This is a genomic window from Streptomyces sp. 8N706 (assembly GCF_052245415.1).
Classification (GTDB): domain Bacteria; phylum Actinomycetota; class Actinomycetes; order Streptomycetales; family Streptomycetaceae; genus Streptomyces.
Map to the genome: position 1 here is coordinate 1 of NZ_JBQQBW010000012.1, position 17,836 is coordinate 17,836.

General features: G+C 73.0%; 10 protein-coding genes. 8 read left to right on the top strand and 2 right to left on the bottom strand.

Annotated elements, in window-relative coordinates:
- The 6 genes from ACTWQE_RS07275 to moeZ form a co-directional block, all read left to right on the top strand.
- On the top strand, positions 1-762 hold a 762-nt coding region (locus tag ACTWQE_RS07275; protein WP_443327983.1), incomplete at its 5' end, for a DUF3152 domain-containing protein.
- 662 nt (positions 763-1,424) lie between these two features.
- Complete coding sequence (locus ACTWQE_RS07280) at positions 1,425-3,203, top strand: DUF3492 domain-containing protein (protein WP_443327984.1); 1,779 nt, start codon at positions 1,425-1,427, stop codon at positions 3,201-3,203.
- The gene (locus tag ACTWQE_RS07285) at positions 3,200-4,513 is read left to right on the top strand and encodes a hypothetical protein (RefSeq protein WP_443327985.1); all 1,314 of its coding nucleotides are present in this window, start codon (positions 3,200-3,202) and stop codon (positions 4,511-4,513) included. The genes ACTWQE_RS07280 and ACTWQE_RS07285 overlap by 4 nt, the downstream gene beginning before the upstream one ends.
- 439 nt (positions 4,514-4,952) lie before the next feature.
- Positions 4,953-5,903 carry an NAD-dependent epimerase/dehydratase family protein gene (locus ACTWQE_RS07290; RefSeq protein WP_443327986.1) on the top strand — a complete coding sequence of 317 codons (951 nt, stop codon included), beginning with the start codon at positions 4,953-4,955 and terminating at the stop codon, positions 5,901-5,903.
- On the top strand, positions 5,891-6,646 hold the full coding sequence (locus ACTWQE_RS07295; protein WP_443327987.1) for a spherulation-specific family 4 protein: 756 nt from the start codon (positions 5,891-5,893) through the stop codon (positions 6,644-6,646). The genes ACTWQE_RS07290 and ACTWQE_RS07295 overlap by 13 nt, the downstream gene beginning before the upstream one ends.
- A 60-nt stretch (positions 6,647-6,706) precedes the next feature.
- Complete coding sequence (moeZ, locus tag ACTWQE_RS07300; protein WP_443327988.1) at positions 6,707-7,885, top strand: adenylyltransferase/sulfurtransferase MoeZ; 1,179 nt, start codon at positions 6,707-6,709, stop codon at positions 7,883-7,885.
- Between the two features lie 230 nt (positions 7,886-8,115).
- On the opposite strand, the gene ACTWQE_RS07305 is transcribed toward moeZ, so the two are convergent.
- The gene (locus ACTWQE_RS07305; RefSeq protein ID WP_443327989.1) at positions 8,116-9,711 is read right to left on the bottom strand and encodes an alpha/beta hydrolase; all 1,596 of its coding nucleotides are present in this window, start codon (positions 9,709-9,711) and stop codon (positions 8,116-8,118) included.
- Positions 9,712-10,134: 423 nt separating this feature from the next.
- Positions 10,135-12,696 carry a lysylphosphatidylglycerol synthase domain-containing protein gene (locus ACTWQE_RS07310; RefSeq protein ID WP_443327990.1) on the bottom strand — a complete coding sequence of 854 codons (2,562 nt, stop codon included), beginning with the start codon at positions 12,694-12,696 and terminating at the stop codon, positions 10,135-10,137.
- A 726-nt stretch (positions 12,697-13,422) separates the two neighbouring features.
- On the opposite strand from ACTWQE_RS07310, the gene ACTWQE_RS07315 reads away from it, so the two are divergent.
- Positions 13,423-13,809, top strand: a complete 387-nt coding sequence (locus tag ACTWQE_RS07315) for an MGMT family protein (RefSeq protein WP_443327991.1) — start codon at positions 13,423-13,425, stop codon at positions 13,807-13,809.
- A 342-nt stretch (positions 13,810-14,151) separates the two neighbouring features.
- Positions 14,152-17,772: a UvrD-helicase domain-containing protein gene (locus ACTWQE_RS07320; protein ID WP_443327992.1), complete on the top strand. Its 3,621-nt coding sequence runs from the start codon at positions 14,152-14,154 to the stop codon at positions 17,770-17,772.
- The last annotated feature ends 64 nt before the right edge of the window (positions 17,773-17,836 follow it).

Sequence of the window (17,836 nt, forward strand, 5' to 3'; positions counted from 1 at the left end):
GCCGTCATCACCGTGCTCGCCGTCGTCGTGGCGGGACATGTCGCCGGCGGCCGGGACGGTGCGAAGCCGCAGGCCGCGAACGATGTGACACGCTACGACAGCGACGAGGCCTCCCGCTCCAAGGGCCGCCCGACGCCCCCCGATCCCCCGGCGGCCTCCGCCACGTACGAGCAGAAGATGGCCGCCGTCTATCCGCTCGACGCCAAGCTCGCCGGGTCCGGGGACTTCGCCCCCGTCCCCGGGCGTGACAAGGCTCCCGGCCGGGGCCAGGTCATCCGTTATCGCGTGGACGTGGAGAAGGGGCTTCCGCTCGACGGGGAACTCTTCGCACGGGCCGTGCACGAGACGCTCAACGACGAGCGGAGCTGGGGCCACGACGGCAGCCGTACGTTCGAGCGGGTCTCCACCGGGGACGCCGACTGGGTGATCACCCTGGCCAGTCCGGGCACGACCGCGACCTGGTGTGCCAAGTCGGGTCTGGACACGACCGTCGACAATGTGTCCTGTGACGCCGCCTCCACCGAGCGCGTCATGATCAACGCCTATCGGTGGGCGCAGGGCGCGGAGACCTACGGGGACGCGAAGATGCTCGCGTACCGGCAGATGCTGATCAACCACGAGGTGGGCCATCGGCTCGGGCACAACCACGAGGGGTGCACCAAGCAGGGCGCGCTCGCCCCGGTCATGATGCAGCAGACGAAGTTCCTCGCCACGGACGGCACCGTCTGTAAGCCCAACCCCTGGCCCGTTCCGGAGCGTTGACGACCAGCGTCGGCTTCGCGCGGTGACCCCGTAGGCGCAGGCCACGGCCGCCCCGCGGGCCGGGGTGGTCGAACCGAGCACCCGTGCCGCGCCGGAGGGCGAACGCGACCCCCTGCGCGTTGTCTCCGGCAGGCGGCGCCCGTCGGTCCCGCTCCCGTCCTCCGTCTCCGGTGGAAGTCCGGTGGGAGCCGAGCCGGGTGGGAGTCCGGCAAGCCCTCCGCCCGCGTGACCGCCCCTGGACGGGGTGTCCTTCACCGTCGGCCGCGGCGAGACCCTCGGTGGCGTCGGCGAGAGCGCCGGCGGCAGGATCACCGTCGGCCGCGGCGGTGGGACCACTCCGGTCGGATGCTCGTACGGCTGCTCGACCCGGCGGGGGCGAACTCCGTGACGAAGGTGCTGGGACGGCTCGCTCGAGGGCGAGCGGTACCGGCCGCAGCGGGTGCGAACTCCGGTCGGGGCGCCCGATCGCAGGCCGCACTGCCGTCCGTGAGACCTCCAGGGATCTTTAGCGCGTCACAACGCCGTTGTGCCAGGAAAGTCATGGGTGTTCACCCCCTCCGGTGGTGCGATGAACACCCTCCCGTCGCACCACCGACAAGCGCGCATACGGTCTTCCCGCTGCCGACCCGGCGGTGACGGTACGGAGATCCGGGGGTGCACACATGCGCGTTGGACTGCTTACGGAGGGTGGATATCCGTATGCGACCGGTGAGGCGAGGCTGTGGTGCGACCGGCTCGTGCGCGGGCTCGCGAACCACGAGTTCGAGGTCTATGCCCTGAGCCGCAGCGAGCGGCAGGAATCCGGCGGCTGGCTCGAACTGCCGCCGCAGGTGGACCGGGTGCGCACCGCGCCGCTGTGGGGGGCGGCCGACGAGTGGCGGCCGGGCGGCGCCTCCGGACGGGAGAGCGGACGGGCGTACGGGCGGCGCGAGCGGCGGCGGTTCGCCGGAAGCATCGGTGATCTGGCGGCAGCCGTCAGCGGCGCGGAGGGCGCGACCGGCGGCCAGGCGGACCGTTTCGCCGCCGGGCTGTACGGGCTCGCCGAACTCGCCCGGGAGCACGGCGGGCTGCCGGCCGCGCTCCGGTCCGAGACCGCCGTACACGCCCTGGAGACGGCCTGCCGTGCGCCGGGCGCACTCCGGGGCGCACAGAGTGCGAAGCTGCCGGATCTGCTCACCGTGGTGGAGAGCCTGGAGCGGGCGCTGCGGCCGCTGTCCCTCGACTGGTACGGGGAAGGCGAACAGGGGCTCGGCGGCGTCGATCTGTGCCATGCCGCCTCCGGCGGAGCGGCCGCGCTGCCGGGGCTGCTGGCCAAACGCTTCTTCGGCGTCCCCTTGCTGGTCACCGAGTACGGCGTGCGGCTTCGCGAGCACTACCTCAGCTCTTCCGCCGCGCCCCTCGCCGGGCCCGTACGCACCCTGCTCGCCTCCTTCCAGAGGCAGTTGGCGGCCGAGGTGTACACCCAGGCCTCGCTCATCACCCCCGGCAACACCCATGCGCGGCGCTGGCAGGAGCGCTGCGGGGCGGACCGCGAGAAGCTGCGGACGGTCTACCCGGGCATGGACGCGGACCGCTTCGCGGCTGTGGGCGAGGAGAGCGGCGGCGCGGGAGGCGCGGAGGGGACGGACGACGACCCCACGCTCGTCTGGGTGGGCCGGATCGAGCCGGCGAAGGACCTGGTGGCGCTGCTGCACGCGTTCGTCCGGGTGCGCAGTGCGGAGCCCCAGGCGCGCCTGCGCATCATCGGCGGCCCCGGGCGCGGTCCGGAGGCGGCCTCGTACGCCTCACACTGCCGTGTGCTCGCCGCACAGCTCTTCCCCGACGAGGCCGAGGACGCGATGAGCGTCGGCGACAACCCTGTCTCCTTCGAGGGGATCGGCAGCCCGGAGCTCCCCGGACTCGCGGACGCCTACGCCTCGGCGGACGTGGTGGTGCTGTCGAGTGTCGTGGAGGGGTTTCCCGTCAGTCTGGTCGAGGCGATGTTCTGCGGGCGGGCGACGGTCTCGACCGATGTCGGGGCGGTCTGTGAAGTCATCGGCGGCACGGGCCTGGTGGTGCCGCCGAGGAACCCCCGCGCGCTGGCCGATGCCTGCGTGGCGCTGCTGCGGGCCCCGGAGCGCCGGGCCCGCCTCGGAGCGGCGGCCCGGGCGCGCGCCCTCGAACTCTTCACCGTCGAGCAGAACGTCGCGGCATTTCGTGGCATCTATCTGGAACTGATGTCGCACTGCCCGGTTCTGCGGGATGACGCGGACGCCGGTGGCGAACCTCTGCCCTTCGCCCGGCCCGCCGAAGTACATGTTCCCGGCCGCTGGGCCACCGCGCCGCCACACGTCCCGAGCTGGGCGGCGGATACCGGCACCGTGGCGGACGACGACGAGCGCGATGCCCGGCCCGTGGGCGCCGTGGCGGCCTGCGCACCGTACAGAGAGGTCGAGGCATGACGACGCCCGACACGGCAGAGCTGCCGGGGGACCCCCTGACGACGCCCGGCGCCTCGATGCCTGCCCCCGATGCCGCGGCGAACCCGGACGACGCGGCGAACCCGGACGACATGGTGGCCGCGGAAGAGCGGCCCGGCGGATCCGCTGCCGTGGGGCGGCGTTCCGCGCGGGCGGGCGCGCGCCGGGGGGCGGCGGACCCCGTGAAGGCGCTCCTGCACCGGCACCGGCAGCTGTGCGAACGAGCCGTGGACCCGCTGGAGATCGCCGCCGGGCTCGAGGCCCACGGGGTCACGGACCGGACCGCCGCGCGCTTCCGGCACCGTGATGTCTTCTCGCTCGCGGAGGAGCTGTACGCGCGCGTGCCGCGTGCCGAGGTGCACGCGCGCGTGGCCGGGGCGGTCGACCAGGACGGGAAGAGTGCCCCGGACGGCGGCGCGCGTGGTGCACGGCGTGCCGTGTACCTGCTGCCGGGTGCCGTCTGCGTGGCGGCCGTCATCGCCTTCCGCCTCGCCGCGCCGACCGATTCGCTGGTGCGGCTGGGTATCGGCTGCGCCGGGGCCGTGACGGTGGCGGTCGCGGTGTACCTGTGTGTACGCCGCGGGCCCTTGAGTGTCCGCGGCCGGGCCCGGTGCGGCGCGGCGCTGTGGACCTGCTGGCTGCTCGGCTATCTGCTCGTCGGCGACCCGTTGCTCGGACATCTGGCCACCACCGGCTCCGGCACCGAGCGCCCGTGGCCCGCGTCGGATCTGTCCGCGGCCCCCTCCGCCGTGGCTCTGGCCTGTGCCGTCGTCCCCGCAGCCGGGTGCGCGCACTGGTTCGCCGTACGGGCCCGGCGGAGGCTGACGGCCAGCCGGGGTCTCGAGGAGTTCGCCGCGGGCATCCGTCCCCTTCTGCCGACCGCCGTCGGGTGCTTCCTCTGCGCGCTGGTGGCTCTGCTGTTCGCGGCCCGCGCGGCCCTGGGAACCGGCGGCTCGTACGGGACCGGGGCGCTCGGCTCGGCCGCGGCGCTCGGCGTCCTGGTCTTCGTCGCCCGGCTGCTGGCCGTCCACGGTCGCTCCTCCGCCGGTACGAACGGGCTGGCCGCGGCGTGCGGAATCGAGGCGCTGGCGATCGGGACGGCGCTCGCGGCGCGGCTGCTGCCCGGGTGCGGTGCGCTGGGCGGCCCCGTCGAGGCGGTCGTCAGCGCCTACGGGCCCGCTGTCGTACCGCTCACCGCGTGCTCGGCCGCGGCCGTCGCCCTGCTGGTCCACGCCACGATCACGCTGGCCCGCGCCTCGGCCCACTGCGGCACTCCGGCGGTGGAGCGGTGACCACGACGGCACCCCTGGCCGACGCAGGACGGGCGGCGGACGATGTGCGCCCGTGCGTGCCGTACGGCGGTGGACGGCCGTACGGCCTGCCCGGCCGCCGGAGACCGCTGTGCACAGGGCGCGGCCCCTATGGCCCGTACCGGCTGCCCGCCAGGCCCGCCGGCCACCCCGGACAGGTTCCCCGCCCAGTCGCCTCCGGCACCGGCTCCCCGCCCAGCCGCACCGGCACCCCGCACCCCGCACCGGCACCACGCCCCCGCCACCACCGGCCCGTACGGGGCACTCCCGATGAGCTCCAGCCCTTCCCTCAAGGAGAACGAGAGATGACAGACCCAGACCCCCTCCCCTCGCCAGGGGCCCGCTGCCCCCGCCGTACGGCCGACGCCCACCGATCGCACCCCGCCGGGGAGCCGTCCCACCGTCAGCGGGAGGGTGCGCGATGAGGGTGCTGCTCCTCGGTGCCAACGGATACCTCGGACGGCACGTCGCCGACCGGCTCCTCGCCGACCCCGCCGTCCAGCTCACCGCGCTCGGGCGGGGCGACGACGCCGATGTCCGGTTCGACCTCGCCTCCGGCAGCCCGGGCGCGCTCACACGCTTCCTCAACGCGGTGCACCCGGGCGTGGTCATCAACTGCGCGGGCGCGGTCCGCGGCGGAGCGCGGGAACTGACGCGGCACAACACCGTCGCCGTGGCCACGGTCTGCGAGTCGCTGCGCAGAAGCAGTTGCGGCGCCCGCCTCGTGCAGATCGGCTGCGCGTCCGAGTACGGGCCTTCGCAGGCAGGGTCCTCCACGGCCGAGGACGCCGTACCGCGCCCCGGCGGCCCGTACGGCGTGAGCAAGCTCGCCGCGACCGAGCTGGTGCTCGGCTCCGATCTCGACGCCGTGGTGCTGCGGGTCTTCTCGCCCGCCGGCCCCGGAACCCCCGCCGGTTCGCCGCTCGGCCGTCTCGCGGAGGCGATGCGCCGTGCGATGCAGGCCGGTGACAGCGAGCTCAAGCTCACCGGCCTGGGGGTGCAGCGCGACTTCGTCGATGTACGGGACGTCGCGAGGGCCGTGCACGCGGCCTCCCTCTCCGCCGCGCAGGGCGTGGTGAACATCGGCACCGGCCGCGCCGTACGGCTGCGTGAGGCCGCCGTCGTCCTGAGCCGGGTGGCGGGCTACGGCGGCTCCGTGCACGAGCTCGACACCGGGCACTCCCGGGGCGGCCCGGGCGGGCCCTCGGCCGAGCACCTCGGCCTCCAGCCCGTCTACCCCTATCCGGACGGGTGCGGTACATGGCAGCAGGCGGACGTCCGTACGGCCCGCGACCGCCTCGGCTGGCGCCCGAGGATCGCCCTCGAGGAGTCGCTCGCCGACATCTGGATGGAGGCGGCATGTCGCATCTGACCTCCACCGGACGCCGCCGTTCCGCGACCGCCGGCGTGAGCAGGCTCGGCTTCGGGGTGCCCGGCTGTGCCCATCCGCTGGTGGCCCCGGCCGAATGGGCGGAGCTCACCCGTCCGGAGACACCGTTGCACTGGGCGGTCCTCAACGTCGCCCGAGGCCCCGGTGTGCTGCCCGACCCGCACTGCCTGGAGGCGGCGGGGCGCCTCACCAACGCGGGCGTACGGGTGCTCGGCCATCTCGACCTGCGGTTCGGCACCCGGCCCGTCGGCGAGCTGATCTCCGAAGCCCACCGCTTTCTCGACTGGTACAAGGTCGGCGGCTTCTATCTGGACCGCTGCCCGGCCGACCGCGCAGCGCTCCCGGAGACCCGGCGCACGACCGCAGCGCTCCGCGCCGCCCTGGAGGACGCGTATGTCGTCCTCGGCCAGGGGACACACCCCTATCAGGGGTATGCGGAGGCGGCCGATCAGCTGGTGACGTTCTCCGGACCCTGGGCCGGGTATCGCTGGTCGCAGGTGGCGGAATGGACGGCGGAGTACGCCCCGCAGCGCTTCTGCCATCTGGTGCACGGCGTCCCGCGCACCCACTTGGAGGAAGCCATGCGTATCGCCCGCTGGCAGGGCGCGGGCACGATCTACTTCACCGACCGTACGGACCGCGGTGGCGGCGACGATCCCTGGGAGGCCCTGCCCGGCTACTGGGACGACATCGTCTCGCGTATCGGACCTGGTGTCTCGGAATGAGAAGGAGCGTGGCAGTGTTACGGGGAGAACAACCGTACTCCTCACTGATCCGGAGTCCCCGTGTCGCTGCCACCCTTGGTCGAGCCGGCCGCCGAGCTCACCGTCGACGAGGTCCGCAGGTACTCCCGCCACCTCATCATTCCCGATGTCGGAATGGAAGGTCAGAAGCGGCTCAAGAATGCCAAGGTGCTGTGCGTCGGCGCAGGAGGCCTCGGCTCCCCGGCGCTGATGTACCTCGCCGCGGCCGGTGTGGGCACCCTCGGCATCGTGGAGTTCGACGAGGTCGACGAGTCCAATCTGCAACGCCAGATCATCCACAGCCAGGCGGACATCGGCCGCTCGAAGGCGGAGTCCGCTCGCGACTCGGTGCTGGGCATCAACCCGTATGTGAACGTGATCCTCCACGAGGAGCGGCTCGAGGCGGACAACGTCAAGGAGATCTTCTCCCAGTACGACCTGATCGTCGACGGCACCGACAACTTCGCGACCCGCTACCTGGTCAACGACGCGTGTGTGCTGCTCGGCAAGCCGTACGTCTGGGGCTCGATCTACCGCTTCGACGGACAGGCCTCGGTCTTCTGGTCCGAGCACGGCCCCTGCTACCGCTGCCTGTACCCCGAGCCCCCGCCGCCCGGCATGGTCCCGTCCTGCGCCGAGGGCGGCGTACTCGGTGTGCTGTGCGCCTCGATCGGCTCGATCCAGGTCACCGAGGCCATCAAGGTGCTGACCGGCACCGGTGAGCCGCTGGTCGGCCGCCTGATGATCTACGACGCCCTGGAGATGACCTACCGGCAGGTCAAGGTCCGCAAGGACCCGGAGTGCGCGGTCTGCGGCAAGAACCCGACCGTCACCGAGCTGATCGACTACGAGGCCTTCTGCGGTGTCGTCTCCGACGAGGCGCAGGAGGCGGCGGCAGGGTCGACCATCACGCCGGCGCAGCTCAAGGAGTGGATCGACGGCGGAGAGAGCATCGACATCATCGATGTCCGCGAGCCGAACGAGTACGAGATCGTCTCCATCCCCGGGGCCCGGCTCATCCCGAAGAACGAGTTCCTGATGGGCACTGCCCTCCAGGGCCTGCCGCAGGACAAGAAGATCGTCTTGCATTGCAAGACGGGTGTCCGCTCCGCGGAGGTACTCGCGGTCCTGAAGAACGCGGGCTTCTCGGACGCCGTCCATGTGGGCGGCGGCGTGATCGGCTGGGTCAACCAGATCGAGCCGTCGAAGCCGGTCTACTGAACCACCGCTCGGCGGCGCGTGACGTACGCGGCTGCCCGGCGGCGGTGAGGTACGCGGCCACTCGGCGGTTGTGACGTACACCGCTGCTCAGCGGTTCGAGACGTACGACGAGGGGCCGCTCACCGATCCGGTGGGCGGCCCCTCGTCGTTTGCCGCGCCTTCCCTGGCCCCCTGGCTTCCTTCAGCTCCCTTGCCGCAGGCTCTGCTGCGGCTGCCTGGTTCGCGCCGGGCTACGTCGTGCAGACGGTTCCGTCGGCCGGGACCTTGCCGTCGAGCAGATAGGCGTTCACGACGTTCGTCACGCACGTCCCGCTGCCGTAGGCCCCGTGGCCTTCGCCCTTGTTGGTGATCTCGATGCCGACGCCCCGGCCGAGGGCGTCCGCCATCCGCTGCGCACCCTCGTACGGGGTGGCCGGGTCGCCGGTGTTGCCGATGACCAGGATCGGGCCCGCGTCCTTGGCGGCGACGTCCAGTCCGCCCGACTTCCCCTTCACGGGCCAGTCGGTGCACTGCAGCAGTTCCCAGGCGAGGTACTCGCCGAAGACGGGCGAGGCCTTGCGGAACTCGGGCAGCTTCGCCCTGACGTCCGCGGGGGTGTAGCGCTGCCCCGCGTCGGCGCAGGCGATCGCGGTGTTCGCGGCCTGGAGGTTGCTGTAGTGGCCCCGCTGGTCGCGTCCCGTCATCGAGTCGGAGAGTGCGAGGAGGATGTTCCCCGTGTTGAGCTCCTGGGCCTCCTGGAGCCCCTGCTTCAGATACGTCCAGAACTCCTTGGTGTAGAGGGACTGGGCGATGCCGTTCAGGGCGTGGCTCTGGTTCAGCCGGCGGCCGCTCTCCGTCGGCAGCGGCCGGGTGTCGAGCCGGTCCAGCAGCTCCTTGATCCGCTGCGCGCCCTGCTTCGGGTCCGTACCGGTCGGGCAGTCCCTGTCCTTCGCGCAGTCCTTGAGGAAGTTGTCCAGCGCGAGCTGGAAGCCCTTGGCCTGGCCGAGTGAGCCCTGCTCGGGGTCGTGGGTCGGGTCGACCACGGCGTCGAAGACGGTGCGGCCGACCTTCTTGGGGAACTGATGGGCGTAGACCGCGCCCAGCTCGGTGCCGTAGGAGATGCCGAAGTAGTTCAGCTTGGGGTCGCGGAGGACCTGGCGCAGCAGGTCCATGTCGCGGGCGGCGCTGACGGTGTCCACATGAGGGATCACCGTGCCGGAGTTCTTCTCGCAGGCGGCGGCGGACCTTTCGGTGGTCTCGAGGGACGCCTTCTCCTCGGCCGCGTTGTCCGGGGTGGTGTCGGCCGCGTACACCTTGTCCAGAGCCTTGTCGTCCAGGCAGCGCACGCCCTCGCTGGCGCCGACTCCGCGCGGGTCGAAGCTGACCAGGTCGTAGCGGCTGTGCAGCTTCTGGTACTCCGTGGCGGCGGAGGGGAGCGTGGCCACTCCCGAGCCGCCGGGGCCGCCGAAGTTGAAGACGAGGGAGCCGATACGCCGGTCCTGGTCCTTCGCCTCGGCGCGGATCAGAGCGATATCGATCCGTTCGCCGTCCGGCTTGGACCAGTCGAGCGGCACCTTCAGGGTGCTGCACTCCCAAGGGGTGCCGTCCGGAAGGGGCTCCGGCTTGCCCGCGTCCGCACCCTGGAGTGCGGAGGGGGCCGGACAGCTCTCCCAGCTCAGTTTCTGGTCGGTGAGGGCACCGGAGCCGGAGCTGTTGCCGTTGCCGCTGCACGCGCCGGTTGCCGTGACGACGAGCACGCCTGCGGCGGCCAGGACTCCCGCCCGTAGGGAACGGGATCGTATGGATCCTGTGCTTCTGGCCACTCCACCTCCTTGATGGGCACGCATCCCGTCGGGAACCCGCCCTTCCAGAACTCTAGGCCAACCGGCCGGAAGGCCGCCCGGCGTACCGGAGGCGGCCCGCCGACCCGATCCGGGTGGGTCCGTTGCCCCACAGCCGCGCTCGTCCCCCGTCCGCGGCTGTGTGCGGACCGTATGTCCAGTGCTGTGACCGGGAGGGTTTGCCGGGAAGCGCGCGGCCTCCGGTGCGGTGCATCGCACGGCGGTGGGGGTGCCCCCGGACGGAGTTCGGGCAAGATCGCCCTCGTACCGGGGTCCCCCATGCCGAAGGCCAGGGGAGTACCCGGGCGACTCCGACAACGCAGCGTGGGGGCACTCCCCCAGCCTTCGGCCGGGGGACGGCCCACCCAGCGGTAGCTGGGGGAGTGCCGTGCCGGGCTCGCGAGCCGGTGAACCTTCCCGGTCACAGCGCTAGATCGCCTGCTTGCGTGTGAGCTGGGTGAACGAGAGCCACCCCGGCAGGACCGGCAGCCAGAACGTCATCAGACGGAACAGCAGCACCGCGGGCGTGGCGATCTCCTTGTCCAGCCCCGCGGCGATCAGGCCCAGGGTCAGCGTGGCCTCGACCGCGCCGACACCGCCCGGTGTCGGCGCGGCCGACCCCAGCGCGTTGCCCGCGAGGAAGACGACGGCGATGGACGCGTAGCTCAGCTCGCCGCCGAACGCCCGGATGGAGGCGTCCAGGCACATCACGAACGCCAGCGTCAGCAGCAGCATCCCGCCGATGCCGGTGATCAGCTTCTGCGGCCGCTGCATGATGTCCAGCATCCGCGGCACCACGCCCGCGAAGAGCGACCGCACGCGCGTCGAGATGAACTTCCGCAGGGTCGGCACCGCGGTCACGATCAGCGCCAGGACGGCTGCCGTCAGCAGCCCGGCGATCACCGTACGGGACGGGGACATCGACGGGGTGCGCTCCGTCCCGGTGAGGTAACCGAAGATCATCAGCAGCACGATGTGCACACCGAGGCCCACCAGCTGCGACGCGCCGACGCTCGCCACCGCCAGCCCCGGCCGTACGCCCGCGCGCTGCAGGAACCGCGTGTTCAGCGCGACACCGCCGACCGCCGCGGGGGCGACGAGCTTGACGAACGATCCGGCGACCTGGGCCAGGACCGTACGGACGAAGGAGACCTTCTCCGGAACGAAGCCCAGCAGGCTCAGCGAGGCGGCGAGATAGCTCACCGCGGAGAAGAGGAGCGCTGCCGCGACCCAGTACCAGTTCGCCTCGGCGATGACGTCCTTGAAGCTCACATGGGTGAGCTGGGAGAGCAGGAAGTACGCGGCCAGGGCGCCCGCGATGAAGCTCACCAGCGTGCGCGGCCGGATCCGCTCCAGACGGGCCGGCTCGACCGGTGCCTGGGGGCGGATCACCAGGATCTGCTGCCGGATCTGTGCCAGCAGATCCTCCTCGCGGGCCTCCTCGATCGCCTCGTCGATGGCCTTCTTCTCGGCGTTCTTCTCGGCCCGCAGCGACTTGCGGTCGGCCGCTGAGGTCGCGCCGTCGGCCTCCCGCGCGGCGTGGGACGCCTCCAGTACGGCCTCCCGCTCGCGCTGCGCCCGTTCCTTGGCGAGATGCCGCAGGGTGGCGTGGGTGCCCCGGCTGAGCGCGATCGGCTGCAGCAGCGGCAGGCTGTCGGCCACCGCGTCCGGGCCGAGGATGTCCACGGCGGCCGCCACCGACCGCTCCGCCCCTACGCGCAGGCCCAGGGTGGTGAGCAGCTGGGCCACGTCCATCCGCAGCACCAGATCGCCGGCGGCGATCTCACCGCCCCGCAGATCCGTCAGCACGACCGCGCCGGAACGATCCACCAGGATCGCGTCGCCGACCAGCCTGCGGTGCGCGATCCGCCGTGACTGGAGCGCCTGTACCTGCCGCCAGGTGCTGCGCAGCAGTTCGTCGGTGAGCATGTCGTCGGGCAGCGCGTCCAGACTGCGGCCACCGACGTGCTCGTAGACGAGCATCACGGCGTCCGGGCCCAGCTCGGAGGTGGCGATCAGCTTGGGGGCGTTGGCGCCGGCCGCGATGGCGGCGTAGGCGAGCAGCGCCTCCTGCTCGAGGGCCTGGCGGAGCGACTGGAGGCTGCGGCGCTGGGTGATGCCGCGCAGCGCCAGCCGGCGCCAGACGCGGTAGAAGAAGCCCTGGGCCTGCTGCTCCCGGTCGACGACGGTGACGTCCAGCGGCGGGCCGTCCTCCAGGGTGACGATGTAGCGGCGGCCGCGGTCCTGGCGGTCGGCGTCGGCCTCCTCCTCGGCCTCCTCCTCGGAGTCCTCCGCGCGCAGGGCGCTGACCGGCCGGAAGCCGACGCGGCGCAGCCCGGCGAGAAGGTTCTGGCCGGTCGGCCGCACGTTCGGGGAGCCGACCGCGTAGAGGGTGCCGTACGCCACCGTCCAGCCGATGAGCACGGTGAGGATGATCGAGAAGGGCGTGGCGAAGCCGCCGACGAGGACCGCGAACACCTGGAGCAGCAGAACCCCCCACAGCACCACGCGCCAGCGGGGGCGGTGAGCCATCCCGACCGCCGTCATATAGGCGATGACGGGGGCGAGATAGCCGTGCACCGGGTCGGTGATCTCACCGTTCGGCGCCTGCTGGGTGAGGGCGTCCTGGATGGAGTCCGGGGCTGTTCTGGCGACCCACAGATCGGTGGCGAGTGCGACGCCGTGCGCGAGGACGGCCGCGAGTACGCCGTCCGCGATCCGCAGTCCGTCCCGTTTGATCAGCCGCTCGATGGCGAAGGCGACGGGGACGATCAGGACGGCGACGCTGGAGGCGAATCCGGCGAAGCTGATCAGCAGCGGGGGAGCCTGCCCCGCGCCCTTGCCGATGTCCTGCTCCAGGCCCTCGGTGGTGCCGTGGGCGAAGGTGGCGATGGCGACGACGACGGCGACGGCGAGGATGCCGAGCAGCAGCCGGACGAGGTCGGCGGGCCGGTGCACGCGTGCGGGGAGCAGGGGCTCGTCGCCCGACACCCGGTCGATGTGGGCGTCGTCCCCGTTGTCGCCGGGGGGACCGCTGCCCGCGGGAGGCGGGGCGGTGTCCTGGTCCGGGCGGTGTGGTGCGGCGTCCGGCTGTGGTGGTGCGGTCTCAGGGTGGTGTGGTGCGGCCTCGGGGCTGGGTGGTGCGGCCTCAGGGTGGTGTTGTCCGGTGCCCTCAGGTGACGACGTCGTGCGGGGGCGGTCCGGTGCCGAGTCGTGGGGCGACGGTTCGCGGCGGGACGGGTCCTGGTGCGATGCGTCGTGGCGGGGGTCCTCGTGCGATGCGTCGGGGCGGGGCGGGTCCGGGTGCGAGGAGTCCCGGCCGGGCGGGTCCTGGCGCGACGGCCGGTCCGCTTCGGCCCGACGCGACGCTCCCGCGTCGTCCCCGCGCGATCCTGCCGTATCGCGGGGCGGCCCTTCCGCGTCCTTGCGGGGGCCTTCCGCCTCTCTGCGGGACTGCGGCGTTTCCGGGCGCGACGGCAGGTCAGAGGTGCGGGCTCCGTCCTCCGGAGGCTCTGCACTCTGCTGCCCGGCCGTCTCTTTTTGATCTCGTATCACCAGTCACCGCCCGGAAGATGGTGGCATGGGCCGACCCATGAGGGCGTCATCAGGGTTGCATTTCGGAAGTTCGGACGCCGGGAGGCCCTTCTCCGCCCGGCTGTGCGCACACTCCGTCACGGACCGGTTGCCCTGTCGGTGCGGTACGGCAGGATGGGCCGGATGAGCCGGATGAGTCGGGAGAGCACGTCGGCGGAGCAGCTGCCGGAGTACGCGGAGCGGGTCCTGGAAGTGGCCGAGCTGATTCCGCCCGGCAGGGTGATGACGTACGGGGACGTGGCCGAATGGCTCGGTGAGGGAGGCCCCCGTCAGGTGGGGCGGGTCATGGCGCTCTACGGCGGGGCCGCGCCGTGGTGGCGTGTGGTCCGCGCCGACGGTGTGCTGCTCCCCGGCCATGAGCAGCGGGCCCTGGCCCACTACCGGTCCGAGGACACGCCGCTGCGCGAGGCCGCGCGCGCCGCGGCCGGCCATCTGCCGAAGATCGACATGGCCCGGGCCCGCTGGGACGGTGGCGCGGGGGACAGCGCGGACGAAGGAGCTCATATCTGACAGCTTCCGGGATTCGGCGGCCGAAGAGGTGATCCAAGGCCCCTTCGGAGTATCCCAGGTGTGCGCCGGACAGTCGGGGTGACGCCCGGGGGAAACGCGCCGACCTGTGCCACCGAGGGCGTACCGTCGTCAGCTCGCAGCACATCCGCCCCTAACCTTCGGCATGGACGAACTCCGTCGGCCTCCCACGGCTCGTACGGCCGCACGCCCCGCACCGCAGACAGCACACCACCAGGACCGGCGATCCACGTGAGCTCCTCCTTCGCGTCTTCCACGTCGCACCGGCAGGTACGACCGTCGGTCCCCGGCGCGTACCGACTGGTGCGTACACCGCCGGGACCGGTGGACCTCCCTGCTCTGGACGCACGGCAGCGCGCCGTGGTTGACCATCCCGGCGGCCCGCTGCTCGTCCTCGCCGGACCGGGCACGGGGAAGACGACCACGCTCGTCGAAGCGGTGGCGGAGCGGGTGGCCAAGGGCACTGCTCCGGAGCGGATTCTCGTCCTCACCTTCAGCCGCAAGGCGGCGGTCGAGCTGCGCGACCGGATGGCGGCCCGGCTGGGCGGGGCGGGGCCGCAGGCGACGACCTTCCACTCGTACTGTTATGCGCTCGTCCGCGCCCATCAGGACGTCGAGTTGTTCGTCGATCCGCTGCGGTTGCTGTCCGGACCGGAACAGGACGTGGTGGTGCGCGAGCTCCTCGCCGGTCAGACCGAGCTGGAGCGGGAGGGGCGCGGTGCGGTGCGCTGGCCCGATGAACTGCGGGCCTGTCTGACCACCCGCGGCTTCGCCGACGAGGTGCGTGCGGTGCTGGCCCGGAGCCGGGAGCTGGGCCTCGGCCCGGACGCGCTGGGGGCCTTCGCGGCGCGTACGGGGCGGCCGGACTGGGCGGCCGCGGCCTCGTTCCTGGCGGAGTACCTCGATGTGGTGGATATGCGGGGCGTGATCGACTACGCGGAGCTGGTGCACCGGGCGGTGCTGCTGGCCGGGCGTCCGGAGGTCGCGGCGGAACTCGCCTCGCGGTACGACGCGGTCTTCGTCGACGAGTACCAGGACACCGACGCCGCGCAGGTGCGGCTGCTGCACGCGCTCGCGGGCGCGGGCCGGACGCTGGTGGCCTTCGGCGACCCCGACCAGTCGATCTATGCCTTCCGCGGCTCCGACATCAACGGGATTCTGGAGTTCCCCCACGACTTCCGGCAGGTCGACGGCTCCCCGGCGGACGTCGAGGTGCTCGGCACCTCACGCCGCTCCGGGGCGGCGCTGCTGGCCGCCACCCGGCTGCTGACCCGCCGGATGCCGCTCACCCGGTTGCCGGCGGACGCGGTGCGTGCCCACCGCGACCTGGCGGCCGTACGGGACGGCGGGCGCGTCGAGGTCTTCACGTACGCGACGGCGGGCGCCGAGTTGGACAACATCGCCGACATCCTGCGCCGGGCCCATCTGGAAGACGGGGTGCCGTGGCGGGACATGGCCGTGCTCGTACGCGCCGGGGGGCGCTCGATCCCCTCCGTGCGCCGTGCGCTCACCTCCGCGGGCGTCCCGCTGGAGATCGACGGCAACGACCTTCCTCTCCGTCATGAACCGGCGGTGGCGCCCCTGCTCGCAGCGCTGAGGGTGGCGGCCACCGCCTCGCTGCCGGGAGGCGCGCCGGCCGCTGCGGGCGCGGTCTCCGTGGACGGCGAGGACCTGCCCGGGCAGTCCGTGTCCACCTCGGGGTCCGTACCGGCGTCGGCTGCCTCGGCGTCGGGTTCCGTCTCGGCGTCGGGGTTCGCCTCGGAGCCGAGGTCCGTACCGGAGTCGAGGTCCGTACCGGCCCCGGCCGCCTCGGAGCCGGGGTCCGTACCGGCGTCGGCCGATTCGGTGCCGGGGTCCGTACCGGCCCCGGCCGCCTCGGATTCCGCGACCGGACCGGCGTCCGCCGTCTCCGTCGGGGACACCGATTCCGGCCGTCCAGCCTCGTCCGGGGCGGCGGCCGACGGTCGCGACGGGTCCGCTGAGACGGACGCCGCGGCCGAGGAATCGGGGGAGAGGAGGGCAGAAGGGCCCGGGGCGGGCGCCGTCGATGCCCCGGTCATCGACGTCGAGACGGCCCTCGAACTCCTCACCTCGCCCCTCGGCGGCATGGACAGCGCCGATCTGAGGCGGCTCGGCCGGGCGTTGCGCGAGGAGGAGCGGGCCGCGGGCCGTCCCGTGCCGCGCCCCTCGGACGTGCTGACGGCCGAGGCGCTCGCCGAGCCGGAGCGACTCACCGCCCACGACCCGGCGTACGCGCGCGGGGCACAGCGGCTCGGGCTGCTGCTGCGCAAGGCCCGGGAACTGCTGGCCGGCGGCGGGACCGCCGAGCAGGCGCTGTGGGAGTTGTGGGACGGCACCCCCTGGCCGCAGCGGTTGGAGCGCGCCGCGCGGCGGGGCGGTGCGGCGGGGCGCAACGCGGACCGCGATCTCGACGCGGTCTGCGCGCTGTTCGAGACCGCGGCACGCGCCGAGGAGCGCACCGGCGGCCGTGGCGCCCTCAACTTCATCGAGGAACTGGGCGCCCAGGACATCGCCGCCGACACGCTGTCCCGCCGCACCGTCCGCCCCGACGCCGTACGGCTGATGACGGCACACCGCTCCAAGGGGCTGGAGTGGCGGCTCGTCGTCGTCGCGGGCGTACAGGAGGGCCTCTGGCCGGATCTGCGCCGCCGGGGCTCGCTTCTGGAAGCGGACCGGATCGGCCGCGACGGCCTCGCCGAGCCGCTCACCCCCGGCGCCCTGCTGGCCGAGGAGCGCAGGCTGTTCTACGTCGCGGCCACCCGCGCACGGGAGCGGCTCGTCGTGACCGCGGTCAAGGCACCGTCCGAGGACGGCGACCAGCCCTCCCGCTTCCTCACCGAACTCGGCGTCGCCTCGGTCGACATCGCGCACCGTCCCCGCCGTCCGCTCTCCGTCGCCGCGCTGGTCGCGGAGTTGCGGGCCACCACCGTCGACCCGGCGGCCTCCCCGGCTCTGCGGGACGCCGCGGCCCGGCGGCTGGCCCGGCTGGCGGCGCTGCGCGAGGAGGACGGCACGGTCGAGGGCGCGGGCCAGCCGCTGGTGCCGGCGGCGCACCCGTACCGCTGGTGGGGTCTGTACGAGCCGACGCACAGCGCGGTGCCCCTGCGCGACCCGGCCCGCCCCGTCGCCCTCTCCGGCAGCGCCCTGGACCAGCTGGCCAACACCTGCTCCCTCCAGTGGTTCCTCGGGCGCGAGGTGAAGGCCGACACACCGTCGACCACGGCCCAGGGCTTTGGCAACGTCGTACATGTCCTGGCCGACGAGGTCGCCTCCGGCCGGACCCCGGCGGACCTGAGCGTGCTCATGGAGCGCCTGGACTCCGTGTGGGACGCCCTCGCCTTCGACGCGCCCTGGAAGTCGCAGCAGGAGAAAGAGCACGCCCGGGCCGCCCTGGAACGTTTTCTGCGCTGGCACGTCATGGACCGCGCCGGGCGCGCTCCGGTCGCCACGGAGCACGACTTCGACGTGACCCTGGACGCGGACGACTACTCCGTACGCATCCGCGGCAGCATGGACCGCGTCGAGACGGATGCCCAGGGCCGCGCCTACGTCGTCGACTTCAAGACCGGCAAGGTCAAGCCGGCCGGCTCGGAAGTCGCCCGCCATCCGCAGCTCGCGGTCTACCAGCTGGCCGTACGGGAGGGAGCGGTGGACGGTGCCTTCGGGGGGCGCAGGCCGGAGCCGGGGGGCGCGGAGTTGGTGCATCTGCGCCTGGGCGCCCCGAAGAAGAGCGGCGGCGACTCCCTCCCCGCCGTGCAGGCCCAGGAGCCCCTGGCGGGGGAGTGGGTCGGCGAACTCCTCGCCACCGCCGCGGGCCGTGTGCTCGACGAGCGCTTCGCCCCCAGCAGCGGCGGGCACTGCCGGCACTGCGCCTTCCGTAACGCGTGCACGGCCCAGCCCGAGGGCCGGCACGTCGTGGAGTGATCCGCCCGGCGGGCTGTCCGGCCGCACCGGCCCCCGCCGGGCATGCGCTGTCAGTGACGGCGGC